This window comes from Nonomuraea sp. NPDC050328, from assembly GCF_044459405.1.
In the GTDB taxonomy this organism is placed as follows: domain Bacteria; phylum Actinomycetota; class Actinomycetes; order Streptosporangiales; family Streptosporangiaceae; genus Nonomuraea.
In genome coordinates, this window is sequence record NZ_JBITIW010000021.1 from 1 (window position 1) to 14,243 (window position 14,243).

Annotated in this window: 13 protein-coding genes; 1 reads left to right on the plus strand and 12 read right to left on the minus strand. The window is 72.1% G+C overall.

Going from position 1 to position 14,243, the window contains the following annotated elements; all coding sequences use genetic code 11:
* Nucleotides 1–127: 127 nt before the first annotated feature.
* Genes ACIBG7_RS43410 through ACIBG7_RS43465 form a run of 12 tightly spaced genes read right to left on the minus strand, consistent with a single transcriptional unit; the run spans nt 128 to nt 12,557 of the window.
* On the minus strand, nt 128–916 hold the full coding sequence (locus ACIBG7_RS43410) for an HAD-IIB family hydrolase (RefSeq protein ID WP_357935175.1): 789 nt from the start codon (nt 914–916) through the stop codon (nt 128–130).
* Nucleotides 913–1,713, minus strand: a complete 801-nt coding sequence (locus tag ACIBG7_RS43415) for an inositol monophosphatase family protein (protein ID WP_397340131.1) — start codon at nt 1,711–1,713, stop codon at nt 913–915. The genes ACIBG7_RS43410 and ACIBG7_RS43415 overlap by 4 nt, the downstream gene beginning before the upstream one ends.
* Nucleotides 1,704–2,468, minus strand: coding sequence for an HAD family hydrolase (locus tag ACIBG7_RS43420; protein ID WP_397340132.1), 765 nt, complete (start codon nt 2,466–2,468; stop codon nt 1,704–1,706). Before ACIBG7_RS43420 ends, ACIBG7_RS43415 begins: the two co-directional genes overlap by 10 nt.
* Nucleotides 2,465–3,550, minus strand: coding sequence for an ABC transporter ATP-binding protein (locus tag ACIBG7_RS43425; RefSeq protein WP_357935184.1), 1,086 nt, complete (start codon nt 3,548–3,550; stop codon nt 2,465–2,467). The genes ACIBG7_RS43420 and ACIBG7_RS43425 overlap by 4 nt, the downstream gene beginning before the upstream one ends.
* Nucleotides 3,551–5,377 carry an ABC transporter permease gene (locus ACIBG7_RS43430; RefSeq protein ID WP_397340133.1) on the minus strand — a complete coding sequence of 609 codons (1,827 nt, stop codon included), beginning with the start codon at nt 5,375–5,377 and terminating at the stop codon, nt 3,551–3,553. It lies immediately after the preceding gene.
* Nucleotides 5,378–5,400: 23 nt separating this feature from the next.
* A complete protein-coding gene (locus tag ACIBG7_RS43435) occupies nt 5,401–6,066 on the minus strand; it encodes a DUF47 domain-containing protein (RefSeq protein WP_397340134.1) in 666 nt (221 codons plus the stop codon).
* Nucleotides 6,057–7,037, minus strand: a complete 981-nt coding sequence (locus tag ACIBG7_RS43440; RefSeq protein WP_397340135.1) for an anion permease — start codon at nt 7,035–7,037, stop codon at nt 6,057–6,059. The genes ACIBG7_RS43435 and ACIBG7_RS43440 overlap by 10 nt, the downstream gene beginning before the upstream one ends.
* The gene (iolD, locus tag ACIBG7_RS43445; RefSeq protein ID WP_397340136.1) at nt 7,037–8,875 is read right to left on the minus strand and encodes a 3D-(3,5/4)-trihydroxycyclohexane-1,2-dione acylhydrolase (decyclizing); all 1,839 of its coding nucleotides are present in this window, start codon (nt 8,873–8,875) and stop codon (nt 7,037–7,039) included. Before iolD ends, ACIBG7_RS43440 begins: the two co-directional genes overlap by 1 nt.
* Nucleotides 8,872–9,753: a deoxyribose-phosphate aldolase gene (locus tag ACIBG7_RS43450; protein WP_357935199.1), complete on the minus strand. Its 882-nt coding sequence runs from the start codon at nt 9,751–9,753 to the stop codon at nt 8,872–8,874. The genes iolD and ACIBG7_RS43450 overlap by 4 nt, the downstream gene beginning before the upstream one ends.
* On the minus strand, nt 9,746–10,747 hold the full coding sequence (iolC, locus tag ACIBG7_RS43455; protein WP_397340137.1) for a 5-dehydro-2-deoxygluconokinase: 1,002 nt from the start codon (nt 10,745–10,747) through the stop codon (nt 9,746–9,748). Before iolC ends, ACIBG7_RS43450 begins: the two co-directional genes overlap by 8 nt.
* A complete protein-coding gene (locus ACIBG7_RS43460; RefSeq protein ID WP_397340138.1) occupies nt 10,744–11,589 on the minus strand; it encodes a TIM barrel protein in 846 nt (281 codons plus the stop codon). Before ACIBG7_RS43460 ends, iolC begins: the two co-directional genes overlap by 4 nt.
* Nucleotides 11,586–12,557: a Gfo/Idh/MocA family oxidoreductase gene (locus ACIBG7_RS43465; protein WP_397340139.1), complete on the minus strand. Its 972-nt coding sequence runs from the start codon at nt 12,555–12,557 to the stop codon at nt 11,586–11,588. The genes ACIBG7_RS43460 and ACIBG7_RS43465 overlap by 4 nt, the downstream gene beginning before the upstream one ends.
* A 222-nt stretch (nt 12,558–12,779) precedes the next feature.
* On the opposite strand from ACIBG7_RS43465, the gene ACIBG7_RS43470 reads away from it, so the two are divergent.
* Nucleotides 12,780–13,949: an ABC transporter substrate-binding protein gene (locus tag ACIBG7_RS43470; protein WP_397340140.1), complete on the plus strand. Its 1,170-nt coding sequence runs from the start codon at nt 12,780–12,782 to the stop codon at nt 13,947–13,949.
* The last annotated feature ends 294 nt before the right edge of the window (nt 13,950–14,243 follow it).

The following is a 14,243-nucleotide window of genomic DNA, read 5'->3' on the forward strand; positions in this document are numbered from 1 at the left end:
GCCAGCGCGACCTTGCCGCTGACCTGGCCGGTGGCCGGGTTGGTGATGTCGGCGGTGCGGGCGTCGCCCTCGACCTCCACGCCGCCGATCCAGTGTGTCACCTTGTTCATGCTCACCACGTTCATGCTCACCACTCCCATCCGTTGGCCTGGAAGGCCAGCTCCACGAGGTCCGCGACGGCCCCGTCCGCGCAGGCCGCGACGACGGCGTCCGCCTCGGCGCGCACCGCGGGGTGCCCGTCGCCGACGGCGACGCCGGTCCCGGCGGCCAGGATCATGTCCAGATCGTTCGGGTTGTCGCCGACCGCCGCGACCTCGCCCAGCTCCACCCCGCAGGCCGCGGCCAGTTCGCGGAGCGCGACCCCCTTGCCCGACTTCTCCGGAAGGATCTCCAGGTAGGTGGCCTCCGAGAACACCGTCGCCACCCCGGCGACGTGCAGGTGCGGCAGCGGGTCGCCGATGAGCATCACCTTCGTGATCTCGTCGGCGGGCAGCTCGGTCCAGGCGCCCGGGTCGTGCAACGCGATGCCGTCGCGCGCCGCATAGTCGCGCAACGTGGGCACGTCCGACACGGCGTAGGCCACGCCGCCGGTGAAGGCGACCGGGAAGACACCTCCGGGCAGTTCGTCGAAGAGGCCGAGCAGCACCTTCCAGGCCTGGCCCGGCAGACAGCGCGAGCGCAGCACCTCGCCGGTCGCGAGATTCACCGTGCGGGCGCCGTTGTAGAGGATCGCGGGGCCGTCCAGCTCCAGCTCCTCGTAGTAGCGGAGGGCCGACGCCTCCATGCGGCCCGTGGCGATCACCACGGTGCCGCCCGCGTCGCGGAAGCGGCGTAACGCCTCCCGGCTCGCGGGCACCATCGCGAGATCGCGGCCCACGAGGGTGCCGTCCAGGTCGGTCACGATCCAGCGGATCACGCGTCACCTCCCGGGACGAGGTCCGCCAGCACCGAGCCCGCCAGGTCGAAGCCGCCCACGCAGGCCAGGTAGCCGCCCGGCTCGAAGACGCTGCCGGACAGCGGCAGGTAGGTGCCGCCCGCCTGCCGTACCAGCAGGGAGCCGGCGGCGACGTCCCAGGCGTTGACGTGGGTGCCGTAGGCGACGTCCGCCCAGCCCGCGGCGACGTGCGCGAGCTTCAGCGCGGCACTGCCCGGCCTGCGGGTGCTGGCGAACGCCTCCACCATGCGGGCGAATCGGTGCAGAGCCTCCTCGCCTCCGGCAGCGAGGTCGCGCGGCGTCGGGAAGCTGGACAGCAGCATCGCCTCCCGGTCGGTGCGCGCGCCGGCGCTACGCAGCGGCCGGCCGTTGCACTCGGCGCCACCCAGCCAGGCGGTGAACTCGTCGTTCCGCACCGGGTCGTACACGACACCCGCCACGACCTCGCCGTTCACCGCCGCCCCGATCGAGGTGCAGAAGAACGGCAGGCCCGCGGCGAAGTTCGCGGTGCCGTCGATCGGGTCGACGTACCAGCACACCTCGCCGGCGCCGTGCGAGCCGCCTTCCTCGCCCACGACCACGCTGTCCGGGCAGAGCCGCCCGAGCACCGCGCGGATGTCCTCCTCGGCGGCCTTGTCGTGCTCGGTCACCGGGTCGTGGAAGTCACGCTTGGTCAGCACCTCGGGCCGCGAACGGAAAGCCGCCCGCAGCCGGTCACCGACGGCTCTGGCCGCCTCCGCCGCGATCGCGGCGAGCTCTCGCGAAGTGGTCACGTCCATGTGCGCTCCAGCAGGTTCAGCAATCCGTGCGGATCGTCGACGGTGGCGTGCGGCTCCTGCCGTACGCGGTAGGGGATCTCCTCGGTGCTGCGCGAGCGCATGAGCACGGAGGCGCCCACACCCGCCCGCGCGCCGCAGACGACGTCGCGGTCGTGGTTGTCGCCGACGTACCAGACCTGCTCGGCCTCGACGCCCAGCGCACGGCAGGCAATCATGATCATCTCGGGGTTGGGTTTGCGCACGCCGACCTCGTCGCTGTAGACCTGCACGGCCACCAGGTGGTCGAGTCCGGTGGCGGCCATGAAGTCCCGGTGCACGGCCCCGCTCAGGGCGTTGCTGACGACCGCGGGCCGTACACCGTGCTCCCAGCAGGCGGCGAGCAGTTCCTTCATGCCGTCCCGGACCTCCCTGCGGCTGCGCAGTTCACCCATACGGCGGCAGAGCGGGGTCGCCTCGGCCGTCACCAGGGCGCGGGCCTGCTCGGGCCAGTCGGTGGCGACGAACTCGGCCCAGAACCGGCGATGCGTCATCTCCTCGGGGGCGTACTGGCGCGAGGTCGAGTCCTTCCAGAAGGAGTCGGCCTGCGCGCCCGCGCGGACATCGCTCTCGATCTCCTCGACGGTGAGCCCGCCGAAGCCCGCCCGGCCGAGCAGGGCGTGGAGTTCGGCGGCGAGCTCGGCCCGCCAGGTGGTGCGCTTGACGGTCTCGACGATGACGCCTCCGAAGTCGAGCAGCAGAGCCTTGGGCGCGATCACGCGTACACCTCCGCCTCGTCCCAGGCGGTGAGCCGCGTGCCGTCCACGCCGAACAGATGCAGCTGGTCGGTCCAGCACGTGACGGTGTCCCCAGGGTCCGCCTCGATGGGGGAGTGCGAGACGGCGAACAGCTCGGTGTCCAGGACGCGCAGCCGTACGGTCCAGGTGGAGCCGGCGGGCAGGACCGCCTCCACGAGCGCGGGCTCCGTCCACGCCCCGGCGCGCGGCGCGCCGATGCGCAGCGCCTCGGGCCGCAGGCCGATCGCGGACGGCTCGCAGGTGACCCGACGCTTCTTGACGAAGCGGGTGAGCGACTCGGCCAGCGGCCCGCGCTCGACGATGGCCATGGGCGGGCTGCCGACGAATTCGGCGACGAACCGGTTGGCCGGGCGCGCGTACATCTCCATCGGCGGTGCGAGCTGCTGCAGCTCGCCCTGGTTCATGACCGCCACATGGGTGGCCATGGTCAGCGCCTCGAGCTGGTCGTGGGTGACGAAGACGATCGTCGCGCCCGACTCCTCGTGGATGCGCTTCAGCTCGGCCCGCATCTCCAGCCGGAGCCGGGCGTCGAGGTTCGACAACGGCTCGTCGAGCAGCAGCACCGCGGGGTCGACGGCGAGCATGCGGGCGAGCGCCACACGCTGCTGCTGGCCGCCCGACAACTGCGACGGGTAGCGATCCATGGCATCGGCGACGTGCACCATCTCCAGAGCCGCCTCGGCCCGCGCGCGGCGCTGGGCGGCCGGGACCTTGCGCATGCGCAGCCCGAACTCCACGTTGTCGCGCACCGACAGGTGCGGCCACAGGGCATAGTTCTGGAAGACCAGCCCCATCTCGCGCTTCTCCGGCGGGACGTACAGCCCCTGCTCGACCGAGTCGAGCACCCGGTCGCCGACGGTGATGCTGCCGTCGGTCGGCTGCTCCAGTCCGGCGATCATGCGTAGCGTGGTGGTCTTGCCGCAGCCCGACGGGCCGAGCAGGCACATGAACGCCCCGTCGGGGACGGTCAGGTCGAGGTTCTTGACCGCGAAGTCGCCGCCGCCGTAGCGCTTGGCGATTCCGCTCAGGGTGATGGTGGGCATCTATCCTCCCAGGCCGGACGCCAGGCTGCTCTTGGTCAGCCGCTGGGTCAGGTAGGTCATGGTGAAGGAGATCAGCGCGATCACGAGCACGACCGCGTTGGCGAGCTGGGTGTAGCCGTAGTCGACCAGGCCGATCGACAGGGTGGTGAGGAGCTCGGTGCCGGTGGTGGTCAGCATGACCACGATGCTCAGCTCCTTGAGCCCGGAGATGAACGGGAGCACGATCCCGGTGACGAGGGCGCCCTTCTGGATGGGGAAGATGATCCGCCGCATCCGCTGCCACCAGGAGGCGCCGGCGATCTGGGCGGCTTCTTCGGGTTCGCGGCCGAGCTGCGTCATGGCCGCGATGCCCGAGCGGGAGCTGTAGGGCAGATGAGTCACGGCCATGACGAGGATGAGCAGGAACGTGGTGCCGTACAGGGCGGGGATCGGCCCGCGGGCGACCGCGAACAGGGACAGCGACGCCGCCGCGAACGCGATGCCGGGGATGAGGTAGGGCAGGAACGAGACCTGCCGTAGGAAGGCCGCGATGCGGGGGGCCGAGCCGCGCACCGCCACGTACCCGATGAGCAGGCCGGCGACGGCGCAGATCAGCGAGGCGATGCCGACGATGCGCAGCGAGTTCCACGCCGCGGTCCACAGCTCGGTGCCGCGGAAGACGCCGTGCGGGAACCCGACGGCTCCGGGCAGGCTCTCGGCGAACCAGTAGCTCAAGGTGAACGTCGACAGGTCCATCGGGACCCGGGTGAGCGACGACAGCAGCAGCGTCAGGATCGGCACGAGCACGCTCACCACGAAGATGACCCCGCCCAGCGCGAAGGCCGGCCAGCGCCACCGGCGCAGGTCGCTCAGCCGGTCCATCGCGCCCTTCCCGCCGACGGTGACGAAGCGGCGGTGCTCGCGCAGCAGCCGCGCGTCGGTGAAGACGATCAGGACGCCGATGACCACGATGATGGCGGTCAGCACGGAGGCGACGCCGGTGCTGCGGTCGCGGATCGACTGGTACAGGCCGGTGGACAGCACCCGGTAGTCGGCCGGCAGCCCCAGCACGTACGGCGTGCCGAACGTGCCGAGCACCCGCCCCACCACCAGGAGCACGGCCGAGGACAGCGCCGGCAGCATCAGCGGGGCGACGATCCGGCGGATGACCACGCGGCGCGGCGCGCCCAGGATGCGGGCGGAGTCCTCCAGTTGCGCGTCGATGCGCCGCAGCGCGTTGCCGACGAGCAGGAAGACGAACGGGTAGTAGTGCAGGCCGAGCGTGACGATGATCGGCAGCGGCCCGTAGGCGAGCCAGTCGGGCGTCGCGATGCCCTGCGCCTGCAGGACCCCGAGCTGTCCTCCGGCCCGGTCGTTCTTGAACAGGGTCAGCCAGGCGAGCGAGAAGGTCCACGAGGGCAGCATGTACGGCACGACGAGCGCCCCGGCCAGCCACTTTCGCCCGGGGACGTTGGTGCGGGTCACCATCCACGCCATGCCGCCGCCCACGACCAGCGCGAACAGCACCGTGCCCACGGAGATCACCAGCGTGTTGAGCAGCGGTTCGTAGAACAGCAGCCCGCTGACCTGCGAGCGGAAGACCCGCCACAGGTAGTAGCCGGTCCACTCGCCCGGCCGTTGCCCGGAGTGCACCTCGTCGCCGTACTGCAGGCGGAAGGCGTCGGACAACACCGCGACGAGCGGGGCGACGACCAGGTAGGCGAGCACCACGACCAGGATGAAGCCCAGCGCGGCGGTGGGGTCGTGGCGAAGGACGCGCAGCCGGTAGCGCAGCCTGCGCCGCCTCTGCGGCGGTGGAGGGGGCTCCACCTTGGTGAGAACAGCCATCGATTCGATTCCTTCGGGGGGTGTCAGTGGCTTCGTTTGAGCATCGCGTCGGCCAGCGCGTCGGCGGCCTCGCCGAGCCGCTGGCCGACGGCGTCCATCCGGGAGAGCAGTTCGCGGCGGCGCAGGGTGTCCATGTCCAGGGGCATGGTGAACAGCTCGCCCAGGCGGCTCTGGCGCAGTTGCCGCATGCGCGTCCTGGCCTTGCGCGTGGCCAGGACCGCCTCGGTGACCGAACCGGGATCGTCGATCATGTGCTGGACCGCGAGTTCGAGCTCGTCCAGGCCCTCGGCCAGCGCCTGGAGCGGTTCGGCGGCGAAGCCGAGGTCGTCGGGTCCGAAGATGTCGGCCTCGCGCACGTAGTCGCGCAGTTGGTCGAGCACGTCGTCGATGGAGCGGGACAGCCGGAACAGGTCCTCCTGGTCGATGGGGGTCACCAGGACCCGGCGCAGCAACGTGACCAGCTCGGCCCGCGCCGCGTCGCCCTGGTGCTCCACCTCCGTCATCCGGGTGCGGGCCAGCGCCCGGTCGAGCCCGGCGGCCATCTCGGCCGCCAGGTGCGCGCCTGCCTTGGCGGCGGCGATCTGCTCCCTGACCAGGTCGACGACGCCCCTGCCCGATCCGCCGCGCAGTTCGTCCCAGGCGCGGGCGAGCCCGCGCCGCCGCCTGCGCGCCGGTCTGTTCACAGCCATCTCACCGCCAGGCCGGCCAGGCAGCCCAGGGCCATGGACGAGGGGAGCGTGACCGCCCAGGCCGTCCCTATGGTCACCACGCCGTGCCATCGCACTCTCCTGCTTCCCTCGCTGGCGGCCGCGCCGACGACGCCGGCCGTGACGGACTGGGTCATGCTCACCGGCGCGCCGAGGACCGAGCTGCCGAGCACGGCCCCGGCCGCCGCGGCCTCCGCCGACACCACGTGCAGCGGCCGGGCCAGGACGAGCCCCCGGCCCAGCCGCGCGCCCACTCTGGGCAGGCTGGTCAGCGCCCCGGCCAGGAAGACCAGCACGAGCAGCGCCATCCAGGCCGGGCCGACCTGGACCGGTCCGATGCCGCCGACCCCGTGCCGGCCGACCTCGACGGCCACGCTGACCACGGCCAGCATCTTCTGGCCGTCGTTCACCGCGTAGGCGACGCATTGCGCGCCGTACGCCAGCAGGTGCGCGGTCAGCACGATCCGCGGCATGCGGCCGTGGCTGGGCACCCGGCGCGACAGCGCGCCCAGGAGGTAGCCGAGCAGGACCCCGGCCAGCGGCGCTCCGGCGCCGATCGCCAGCACGGTGACCAGGCCGGACACCGAGACGGGCAGTCCGGCGCCGAACCCCGCGCCGGTGATGCCGCCGACCACCGCCAGGGTGAGGCTCGTCGGCAGTCCCCGTCCGGCCAGCATCGCGACCACGCCGACGGCGATCACCACACCCGCCAGGAACGCTGCCGCGCCGCCGTGCGCGCCCAGCCCGGCCAGCCGCTCGGTGAAGGTGGCCGCCACCGCGACCCCCAGCACGTACGGCACGGCCATCAGCGCTCCGGCGAGCAGGGTTACGGTCAGCCAGCCGGGCACCTTGGGGAAACGCAGGCAGAGGCCGATCAGCGCCGCCCCGTCATTCGCGCCGGTGACCAGCACGAACATGACGGCGGTGGCGGCGAAGGCGAGGGTCCACGCCATCACAGGTACAGCCGCTGCTCGCGCTTGGCCGCCGCATAGCGTTCGCGCGCCTGCCGGACCGGGTCCAGCCCGGACACCTCGGCGACCGGCACGTCCCACCAGGCCAGGGCCTGCGGCCCGGAGCCGGGCGCGGTCCTGGCGTACACGACGGTGGTCCGGGCGGCGGCCACCGCCTTGTCCAGCGCCTGGCGGAAGGAGTCCGGGTCGCTCGCCGTCAGCACCTCCGCGCCCAGGCTGGCCGCGTTGGCCGCCAGATCGGTCGGCAGCGGGTCGCCGTCGAGCTGGCCGGAGCCGCCTCGCGCCCGGTAGGCCGTGCCCAGCCGGCCCGCGCCCACGGCTTCCGACAGCGCCCCGATCGAGGCGAAGCCGCCGTTGTCGACCAGCACCACGACGAGCTTGACGCCCTCCTGGACCGCGGTCGCGATCTCCTGCGCCATCATCAGGTAGGAGCCGTCGCCGACCAGCACGAAGACCTCGCGCTCCGGGGCCGCCAGCTTGACGCCGAGCCCGCCCGCGATCTCGTAGCCCATGCAGGAGTAGCCGTACTCGACGTGGTACTGCCCCGGATCGGAGGCGCGCCAGAGCCGGTGCAGGTCGCCCGGCATCGACCCGGCCGCGTTGACCACGACGCCGCCGTGTGCCGCCTCGTTGACCAGGCCGAGCAGGACCGGCTGGGTCAGCTCGGGCCCGGAGCAGGCCCGGTCGGCGACCTCCTGCCAGCCTCGCGCCAGCCGTACGGCCAGCGCGCTCCACTCGGGGTCGGCCCGCCAGTCGCCGGGGTCGAGGGCGCGCAGCGCCTGCCGGGCGTCGGCGACGAGCCCGGCGGCGGCGTTCTTGGCCGCGTCGAAGGCGGCCACGTTGACGTTGAGGAACCGCGCCCGGCCGAACAGCGTGCGGGAGGCGGTGGTGAAGTCGGTGTAGCGGGTGCCGACGCCGATGACCAGGTCGGCGTCGCGCGCGAGGGCGACGGCCGCGGCGGTCCCGGTGTGGCCGATCGCCCCGGCCGCGCACGGGTGGCCGTACGGCACGGCCCCTTTGCCCGCCTGGGTTTCGGCCACCGGGATGCCGTGCCGTACGGCGAAGGCGAGCAGGTCGTCGCAGGCCCCGCTGTACTTCACGCCGCCGCCGGCCACGATCAGGGGGCGGCGTGAGGCGCGCAGCTCACGGACGGCCCGCTCCAGCGCGGCCGGTTCGGGTTCAGGGCGGGCGACGTGCCACACCCGCCGCGCGAACAGCTCCTCGGGCCAGTCGTACGCCTCGGCCTGCACATCCTGCGGCAGGGCCAGCGTCACCGCGCCGGTCTCGGCCGGATCGGTCAGCACCCGCATGGCCGCGAGCAGCGCGGCGGGCAGTTGCTCGGGCCGGTTGATGCGGTCGAAGAAGCGCGAGACCGGCCGCAGGCAGTCGTTGACCGTGACGTCGTAGGAGCGCGGGTCCTCCAGCTCCTGCAACACCGTGCCGGCCGCGCGGGTGGCGAAGACGTCGCCCGGCAGCAACAGCACCGGCAGCCGGTTGATCGTCGCGAGTGCGGCCCCGGTGACCAGGTTGGTCGCGCCGGGCCCGATCGAGGTCGTGCAGGCGAAGGTGGACAGCCGGTCGCGGGTGCGGGCGTAGGCGACCGCGGTGTGCACCATGGCCTGCTCGTTGCGCGCCAGATAGTACGGCAGCTCGTCGCGCAGGCCCGCGCCCTGCTCGGCCAGCGCCTGGCCGATCCCGGCGACGTTGCCGTGGCCGAAGATGCCGAAGCAGCCCTCGATCAGCCGTCGCTCAACGCCGTCACGCTCGCTCCACTGCCGCGACAGGAAGCGGACCAGCGCCTGGGCCGTGGTGAGCCTCATGATTCCTCCAGGAGCGCGGCGGCCGTGTCGACCGCGGCGGCCACGTCGTCGTCCGGCGGGTAGAGCAGCGCCCGGCCCACGACGAGCCCGCGCACGCCGGGCAGCTTCAGCGCCTTGCCCCAGGCGGCGTAGGCCTCGTCGGCCGCCCGCCCCGGGTCGCCGCCGAGCAGCAGCGCCGGCAGCGTCGTGGCCGCCATGACGCGCTCCATCTCCTCGACGACGGGCAGCTTCAGCCAGGTGCGGACCGAGGTCGTGCCGAGCGCCTGCACGACGCTGATCGCGCGGATCATCGCGTCGGCGGTCAGGTCGTGGCGGACCGCACCGTCCACGCGCGCCGACCAGAACGGCTCGATCATCGCCATGAGGCCGTGCCCGGCGAGGGTGGAGATGGCGTGGCCGCAGCGCTCCAGCGTGGTGACGGTCGCCGGGTCCTGCAGGGCGATCCGGCAGAGCATCTTGCCGCCGTCGTAGCCCATCGCGGCGATCGAGTCGGCGGTGTAGGCGGTGAAGCGGTCGTCGAACTCGAAGACCGAGCCCTGCACGCCGCCGCGGTTCATCGAGCCGATGACGAGCTTGTCGTCGAGCGCGCCGAGCAGCAGCAGGTCTTCGACGAGGTCGGGGGTGGCGAGCAGGCCGTCCACGCCGGGGCGGGCCAGCGCGGTCATCAGCCGGTCGAGCAGATCGAGCCGGTTCTCCATCGCCAAGGGTCGAGGTCCGACGCCCAGCGCGCCTCTGGCGGGGTGGTCGGCGGCGATGATCAGCAACTGGCCCCGGCCGTTCAGCAGTGGCCTGCGGCGCCGTTCGGCGGCGATCGTGAGCACCCGCTCCGGGCGTAGAGCCCGGTCCTCGCGGAGGCGGTCGAGGGCGTCCTCATGCATGCGCGGCCTCCTCGGCCTCATGGGCGGCATCGGCGGCCGCGGTCTTGCCATCGGCCGGCATCAGGGCGCCGATCTCTTCGGCGGTCGGCATGGCGGGTGCGCAGGCGAGGCGGCCGGCGACGATGGCTCCTGCGGCGTTGGCGAAGCGGATCGTCCTCTCCAATGGCCAGCCCGCCAGCAGGCCGTGGCAGAGCGCGCCGCCGAACGCGTCGCCCGCGCCCAGCCCGTTGACCACCCGCACGGGCACGGGCGCGACCTCGACGCACTCGTCAGCGGTCATCGCCAGCACGCCGGCGGACCCGCGCTTGACGACGGCGAGTTGGACGCCCGCCTCCAGCAGGGCTCGCGCCGCCTCGTACGGTTCGCGGCGCCCGGTCGCCACCTCCGCCTCCTCCGCGTTCCCGACCGCGACGGTGACGTGCGCGAGCGCCGCCCGCGCCTGCTCCGCCGCGCTCGCCGGGTCCGCCCAGAACATGGGCCGGTAGTCCAGATCGAGCACTGTGTACGGCACGCGGCCCCGAGCTGTCCAGGCCGCGTGGTGCGCACCCCGTGACGGCTCCTGTGACAGCCCGGTGAGCGTCGCCCAGAACAGCCGCGCCCCGGCCACGGCGGCGAGGTCGAGATCCTCTGCCCGGATCTCCAGATCGGGCGCCTTGGGCAGCCGGTAGAAGTAGAGCGGGAAGTCCTCGGGCGGCCGGATCTCGCAGAAGGTCACCGGTGTGGGCAGGCCGGGCACCTCGGTGACGTGCCGGTCGCTCACCCCGTAGCTGCGCAGCGCGTCCCGCAGGAAGGCCCCGAAGGGATCGGCGCCCGTCCTGGTGATGATCTCCGCGGAGTGTCCCAGGCGGGCGGCGGCGACGGCCACATTGGCCGGGCTGCCGCCGAGATACTTGCCGAAGGATTCGACCTCGCGCAGCGACACGCCGATCTGGAGGGGGTAGATGTCCACCCCGATCCGGCCGATGGTCAGCACGTCGGCGCGAGCGTCGGTCACGCCAGTCTCCTGAGGAAGTCCAGGCTCTCGCGCACGTCCGCCACGGGTCCCGCGCCGGGGCCGGGTTCGCCGGCGAGGACGACATCCTGTTCCATCACGTACCAGCCGGTGTAGCCGGCCGCCTCCAGGCCGGTGACGATGGCCTTCACGTTCACGTCACCGTGTCCGAGCGGCCGGTACAGGCCGGCGGCGACGGCCTGGGTGTAGGTCAGCTCGCCTGCGCGGACCCGGGTGGCCATGGCCGCGTCCACGTCCTTGAGGTGCACGTGGGCGATCCGGTCCGGTGCGTCCGCGGCGATCGCGACCGGGTCGGCGCCGCCGACGAGCAGGTGGCCGGTGTCGAGGCACAGCTGTGCCTCGCTGCCGTCGAGGACCCGCGCGACCTCGTCCGCGCTCTCGACCATGGTGCCGACGTGCGGGTGCAGGACCACCGGCCGGTCGAGCCCGCGGGCGGCGCGGTCGAGGTTGGCGAGCAGGGTGTCCCAGCCGGCCCGGTCCAGCTCGGGGCGGGCGTCGTAGCCGTCGACACCCGTGGCCGCCGCGAGGACGGCGACGGCGCCGGGCTCGAAGGAGGCGACCGTGGCGCGCAGGGCCGGCAGCGGATCGTGGGCCGGGTCGTGCAGCACGACGGGGACGAAGCCGCCGACGGCGCGCAGGCCGTACCGGCTGAGGAGGGCGGCCCGTGCGGCGGGCTCGGCCGGCAGGAACCCGTCGGGGCCCAGCTCGGTGGCGGTCAGCCCGAGCCCGGCGATCTCGCCGAGCACGCGAGCCGGGTCGAGCTGGTAGCCCCAGCCGGGGACCTCGCACACTCCCCAGGAGATGGGGGCCGCGGCGATCTTCACTTGCTCACCTCCTGGAGGCGGACAGGACGGCCGGCGTGGCGGGACAGGTCGGCGGCCTCGGCCAGGTAAAGGGCGGCCAGGGCGTCGCGGACCGTGCAGGGGCTTTCTCGCTCGCCCCTGGCGGCCGAGAGAAAGGCGGTGATCTCCGCCTCGTAGGCGGGGGCGAAGCGGGTCTGGAAGTCGGGCCAGGGATCGGCAGGGGCGCTTCCCGCCTCGGCCAGGGTCAGGGGGGCGCGCTCGCCGAGGCCGACCGCCCAGGTGCGCAGCGTGCCGCCGAGCTCCATGCGCACGTCGTAACCGGCGCCGTTGTAGCGCGAGCCCTGCAGGGTGACGAGGGTGCCGTCGGTCATCGTGATCACGGCGGCGCTGGTGTCGACGTCGTCGGCTTCGGCGAAGTAGGCGTCGCCCCGGTTGGCGCCGGTGGCGTAGACGGTGTCCGCTTCGCGGCCGGTGACCCAGCGCAGGATGTCGAAGTCGTGGATGTGGCAGTCGCGGAAGATGCCGCCGGAGACCGGCACGTACGCGGGCGGCGGTGGGCTCGGGTCGAAGGTGACCAGGTGGGCGCGGTGCAGTTCGCCCAGTTCGCCGCTGAGGACGGCGTCGCGGGCGGCGGCGAATCCGGCGTCGAAGCGGCGCTGGAAGCCGATGTGCACGAGCGTGCCGGTGCGCTCGGCGGCCTCGGCGACGCGCCTGGTCTCGGCCACGGTCGGCGCCGCCGGCTTCTCGCAGAAGACCGGCAGCCGCAGCTCGCAAGCCTGGAGCAGCAGGTCCGCGTGGGTCGCGGTGGGGGTGGCGACGACCACGGCATCCGCCGTCCAAGGGTCGCCCACCCGGGCCCCGACCTCCGCGGCCACCGCCTCGGCCAGCGCGGTGTCGGCGTCGGCCACCACGAGCTCGTCCGCTACGCCGCTTAACGTCTGCGCATGAAACCGTCCGATGCGCCCAAGGCCCACTAAACCAACACGCATGCCGCCTCCTCGCTCAGGAGCTCCAGTTGTAGATGAACGACGGGTTAACGTCAATACTTTGTCATGACATAAGGACTTGCTGCATCACCCACAAGGCGGATCGCTTGGACATGAAGATGTCTTGACAAAGCGTTCACGTCGCGTTCATCGTGGTGCGCACTGAGCGTCGGTCGGGGCTGGAACGGCGCGAACGGCCATGCACTTCAGAGGAGTACCGCCACCATGCGGCGTACCAAGAAGATCGTCCCAGTCGCGGCCCTGCTGGCTCTGGCCGCGTGCGCACCCTCTACCGGCGGCCAAGCCGGCACCGCGGACGCGACCGCGGCCAAGCCGCTGCCCTCAGCCTCCGTCGACACCGCTTTCGATCTGAACGCCCTGGTCGAGGCGGCCAAGAAGGAAGGCAGTCTGGTCGTCTACGACTCCAGCGGCGACATCGAGGAGGTCGCCAAGGCCTTCACCGCCAAGTACGGCATCGCCATGGAGGGCGTGAAGTCCGACACGCCGGAGACCGCCGAGAAGATGACCCGCGAGCACGCGGCCGACCACGTCACCATCGACGCCGCCATGTACGAGGACGGCGGGGTACTGATGGGCCAGCTCATCCCGCAGGGCATCGTGCAGACCTGGGTGCCCGCCGACCTGCAGGACCAGATCCTGCCCGAGGACCGCAACCCCCTGCGCGCCCTGTCGAAGGCCACCGTCTTCGCCTACAACACCAAACTGTCGCCCGGCGGCTGCCCGATCAAGAACATCTGGGACCTCACCGAACCCGCGTGGTCGGGCAAGTTCCTCATGCAGGACCCCTTGGGCAAGCCGACGGTCACCTCCTTCCTCACCCAACTGGACTCCCACGGCAACCAAGCCCTGGAACAGGCCTACCAGGACAAGTTCGGCGAGCCGCTGAAGACCAAGGAGAAGAGCGCCGCCTACGAGTGGATCAGGCGGATCGCGGCCAACAAGCCCGTGCTCACCAGCTCCGACGAGGACACCTCCAGCGCGGTGGGCGCGCCGAACGCCGCCGACAAGAAGATCGGCTTCATGTCGATCTCCAAGTTCCGCAACAACGAGGACAAGGGCTACGCGCAGTCCACCTGCGAGGGAATGAAGCCCTTCGCCGGCTTCAGCTACCCCAAGTACGTCGCCATCGCGGCCAAGTCGAAGCATCCGAACGCGGCCAAGCTGTACGTGCACTTCATCATGACCGAGGAGGGCGTCAAGCACGAGATCGGCGAAGGCGGCACCTCCGGCAACAGCACCGTAAAGCCCCTGGTCGACCCGCCCGGGCTGACCGACTGGAGCACCCAGCTCTTCCACACCGATCCCCAGAAGCTGGTCGCCGACCTGCAGAACCGCCAGATCATGTCCGACTTCTGGCGGCTCACCCACCGCTGATCACCTGCCCTCCACAAGCCGTTCGCCCCGGCGACATCTCTCCCGGTTAGAAAAGTCACTCGCCGACGAAGTCGGTTCACCCCCTGTGAGGAGAACAATGCGTCCTGCCCATCCGCTGCTCCTGGCCGCCCTCAGCGTCGTGCTGTTAAGCGGCCTGGCGGCACCGGCCGCCGGTCAGAGCATCCCGTCCATCCAGCCGAAGGTCGAGACGCCCGCGCTGTTCGACGACGAGGCCGGCGGCAACGCCAACGGGGACGACCCCGCCATCTGGGTCCACCCCGGCGACGACGAGGA

What these genes read in the sequence shown, in the direction of transcription:
- ACIBG7_RS43430 (WP_397340133.1), bottom strand. Translation starts at nt 5,377, where the DNA reads ATGGCTGTTCTCACCAAGGTGGAGCCCCCTCCACCGCCGCAGAGGCGG.
- ACIBG7_RS43435 (WP_397340134.1), bottom strand. Translation starts at nt 6,066, where the DNA reads ATGGCTGTGAACAGACCGGCGCGCAGGCGGCGGCGCGGGCTCGCCCGC.
- ACIBG7_RS43440 (WP_397340135.1), bottom strand. Translation starts at nt 7,037, where the DNA reads ATGGCGTGGACCCTCGCCTTCGCCGCCACCGCCGTCATGTTCGTGCTG.
- ACIBG7_RS43450 (WP_357935199.1), bottom strand. Translation starts at nt 9,753, where the DNA reads ATGCATGAGGACGCCCTCGACCGCCTCCGCGAGGACCGGGCTCTACGC.
- ACIBG7_RS43425 (WP_357935184.1), bottom strand. Translation starts at nt 3,550, where the DNA reads ATGCCCACCATCACCCTGAGCGGAATCGCCAAGCGCTACGGCGGCGGC.
- iolD (WP_397340136.1), bottom strand. Translation starts at nt 8,875, where the DNA reads ATGAGGCTCACCACGGCCCAGGCGCTGGTCCGCTTCCTGTCGCGGCAG.
- ACIBG7_RS43470 (WP_397340140.1), top strand. Translation starts at nt 12,780, where the DNA reads ATGCGGCGTACCAAGAAGATCGTCCCAGTCGCGGCCCTGCTGGCTCTG.
- ACIBG7_RS43415 (WP_397340131.1), bottom strand. Translation starts at nt 1,713, where the DNA reads ATGGACGTGACCACTTCGCGAGAGCTCGCCGCGATCGCGGCGGAGGCG.
- ACIBG7_RS43465 (WP_397340139.1), bottom strand. Translation starts at nt 12,557, where the DNA reads ATGCGTGTTGGTTTAGTGGGCCTTGGGCGCATCGGACGGTTTCATGCG.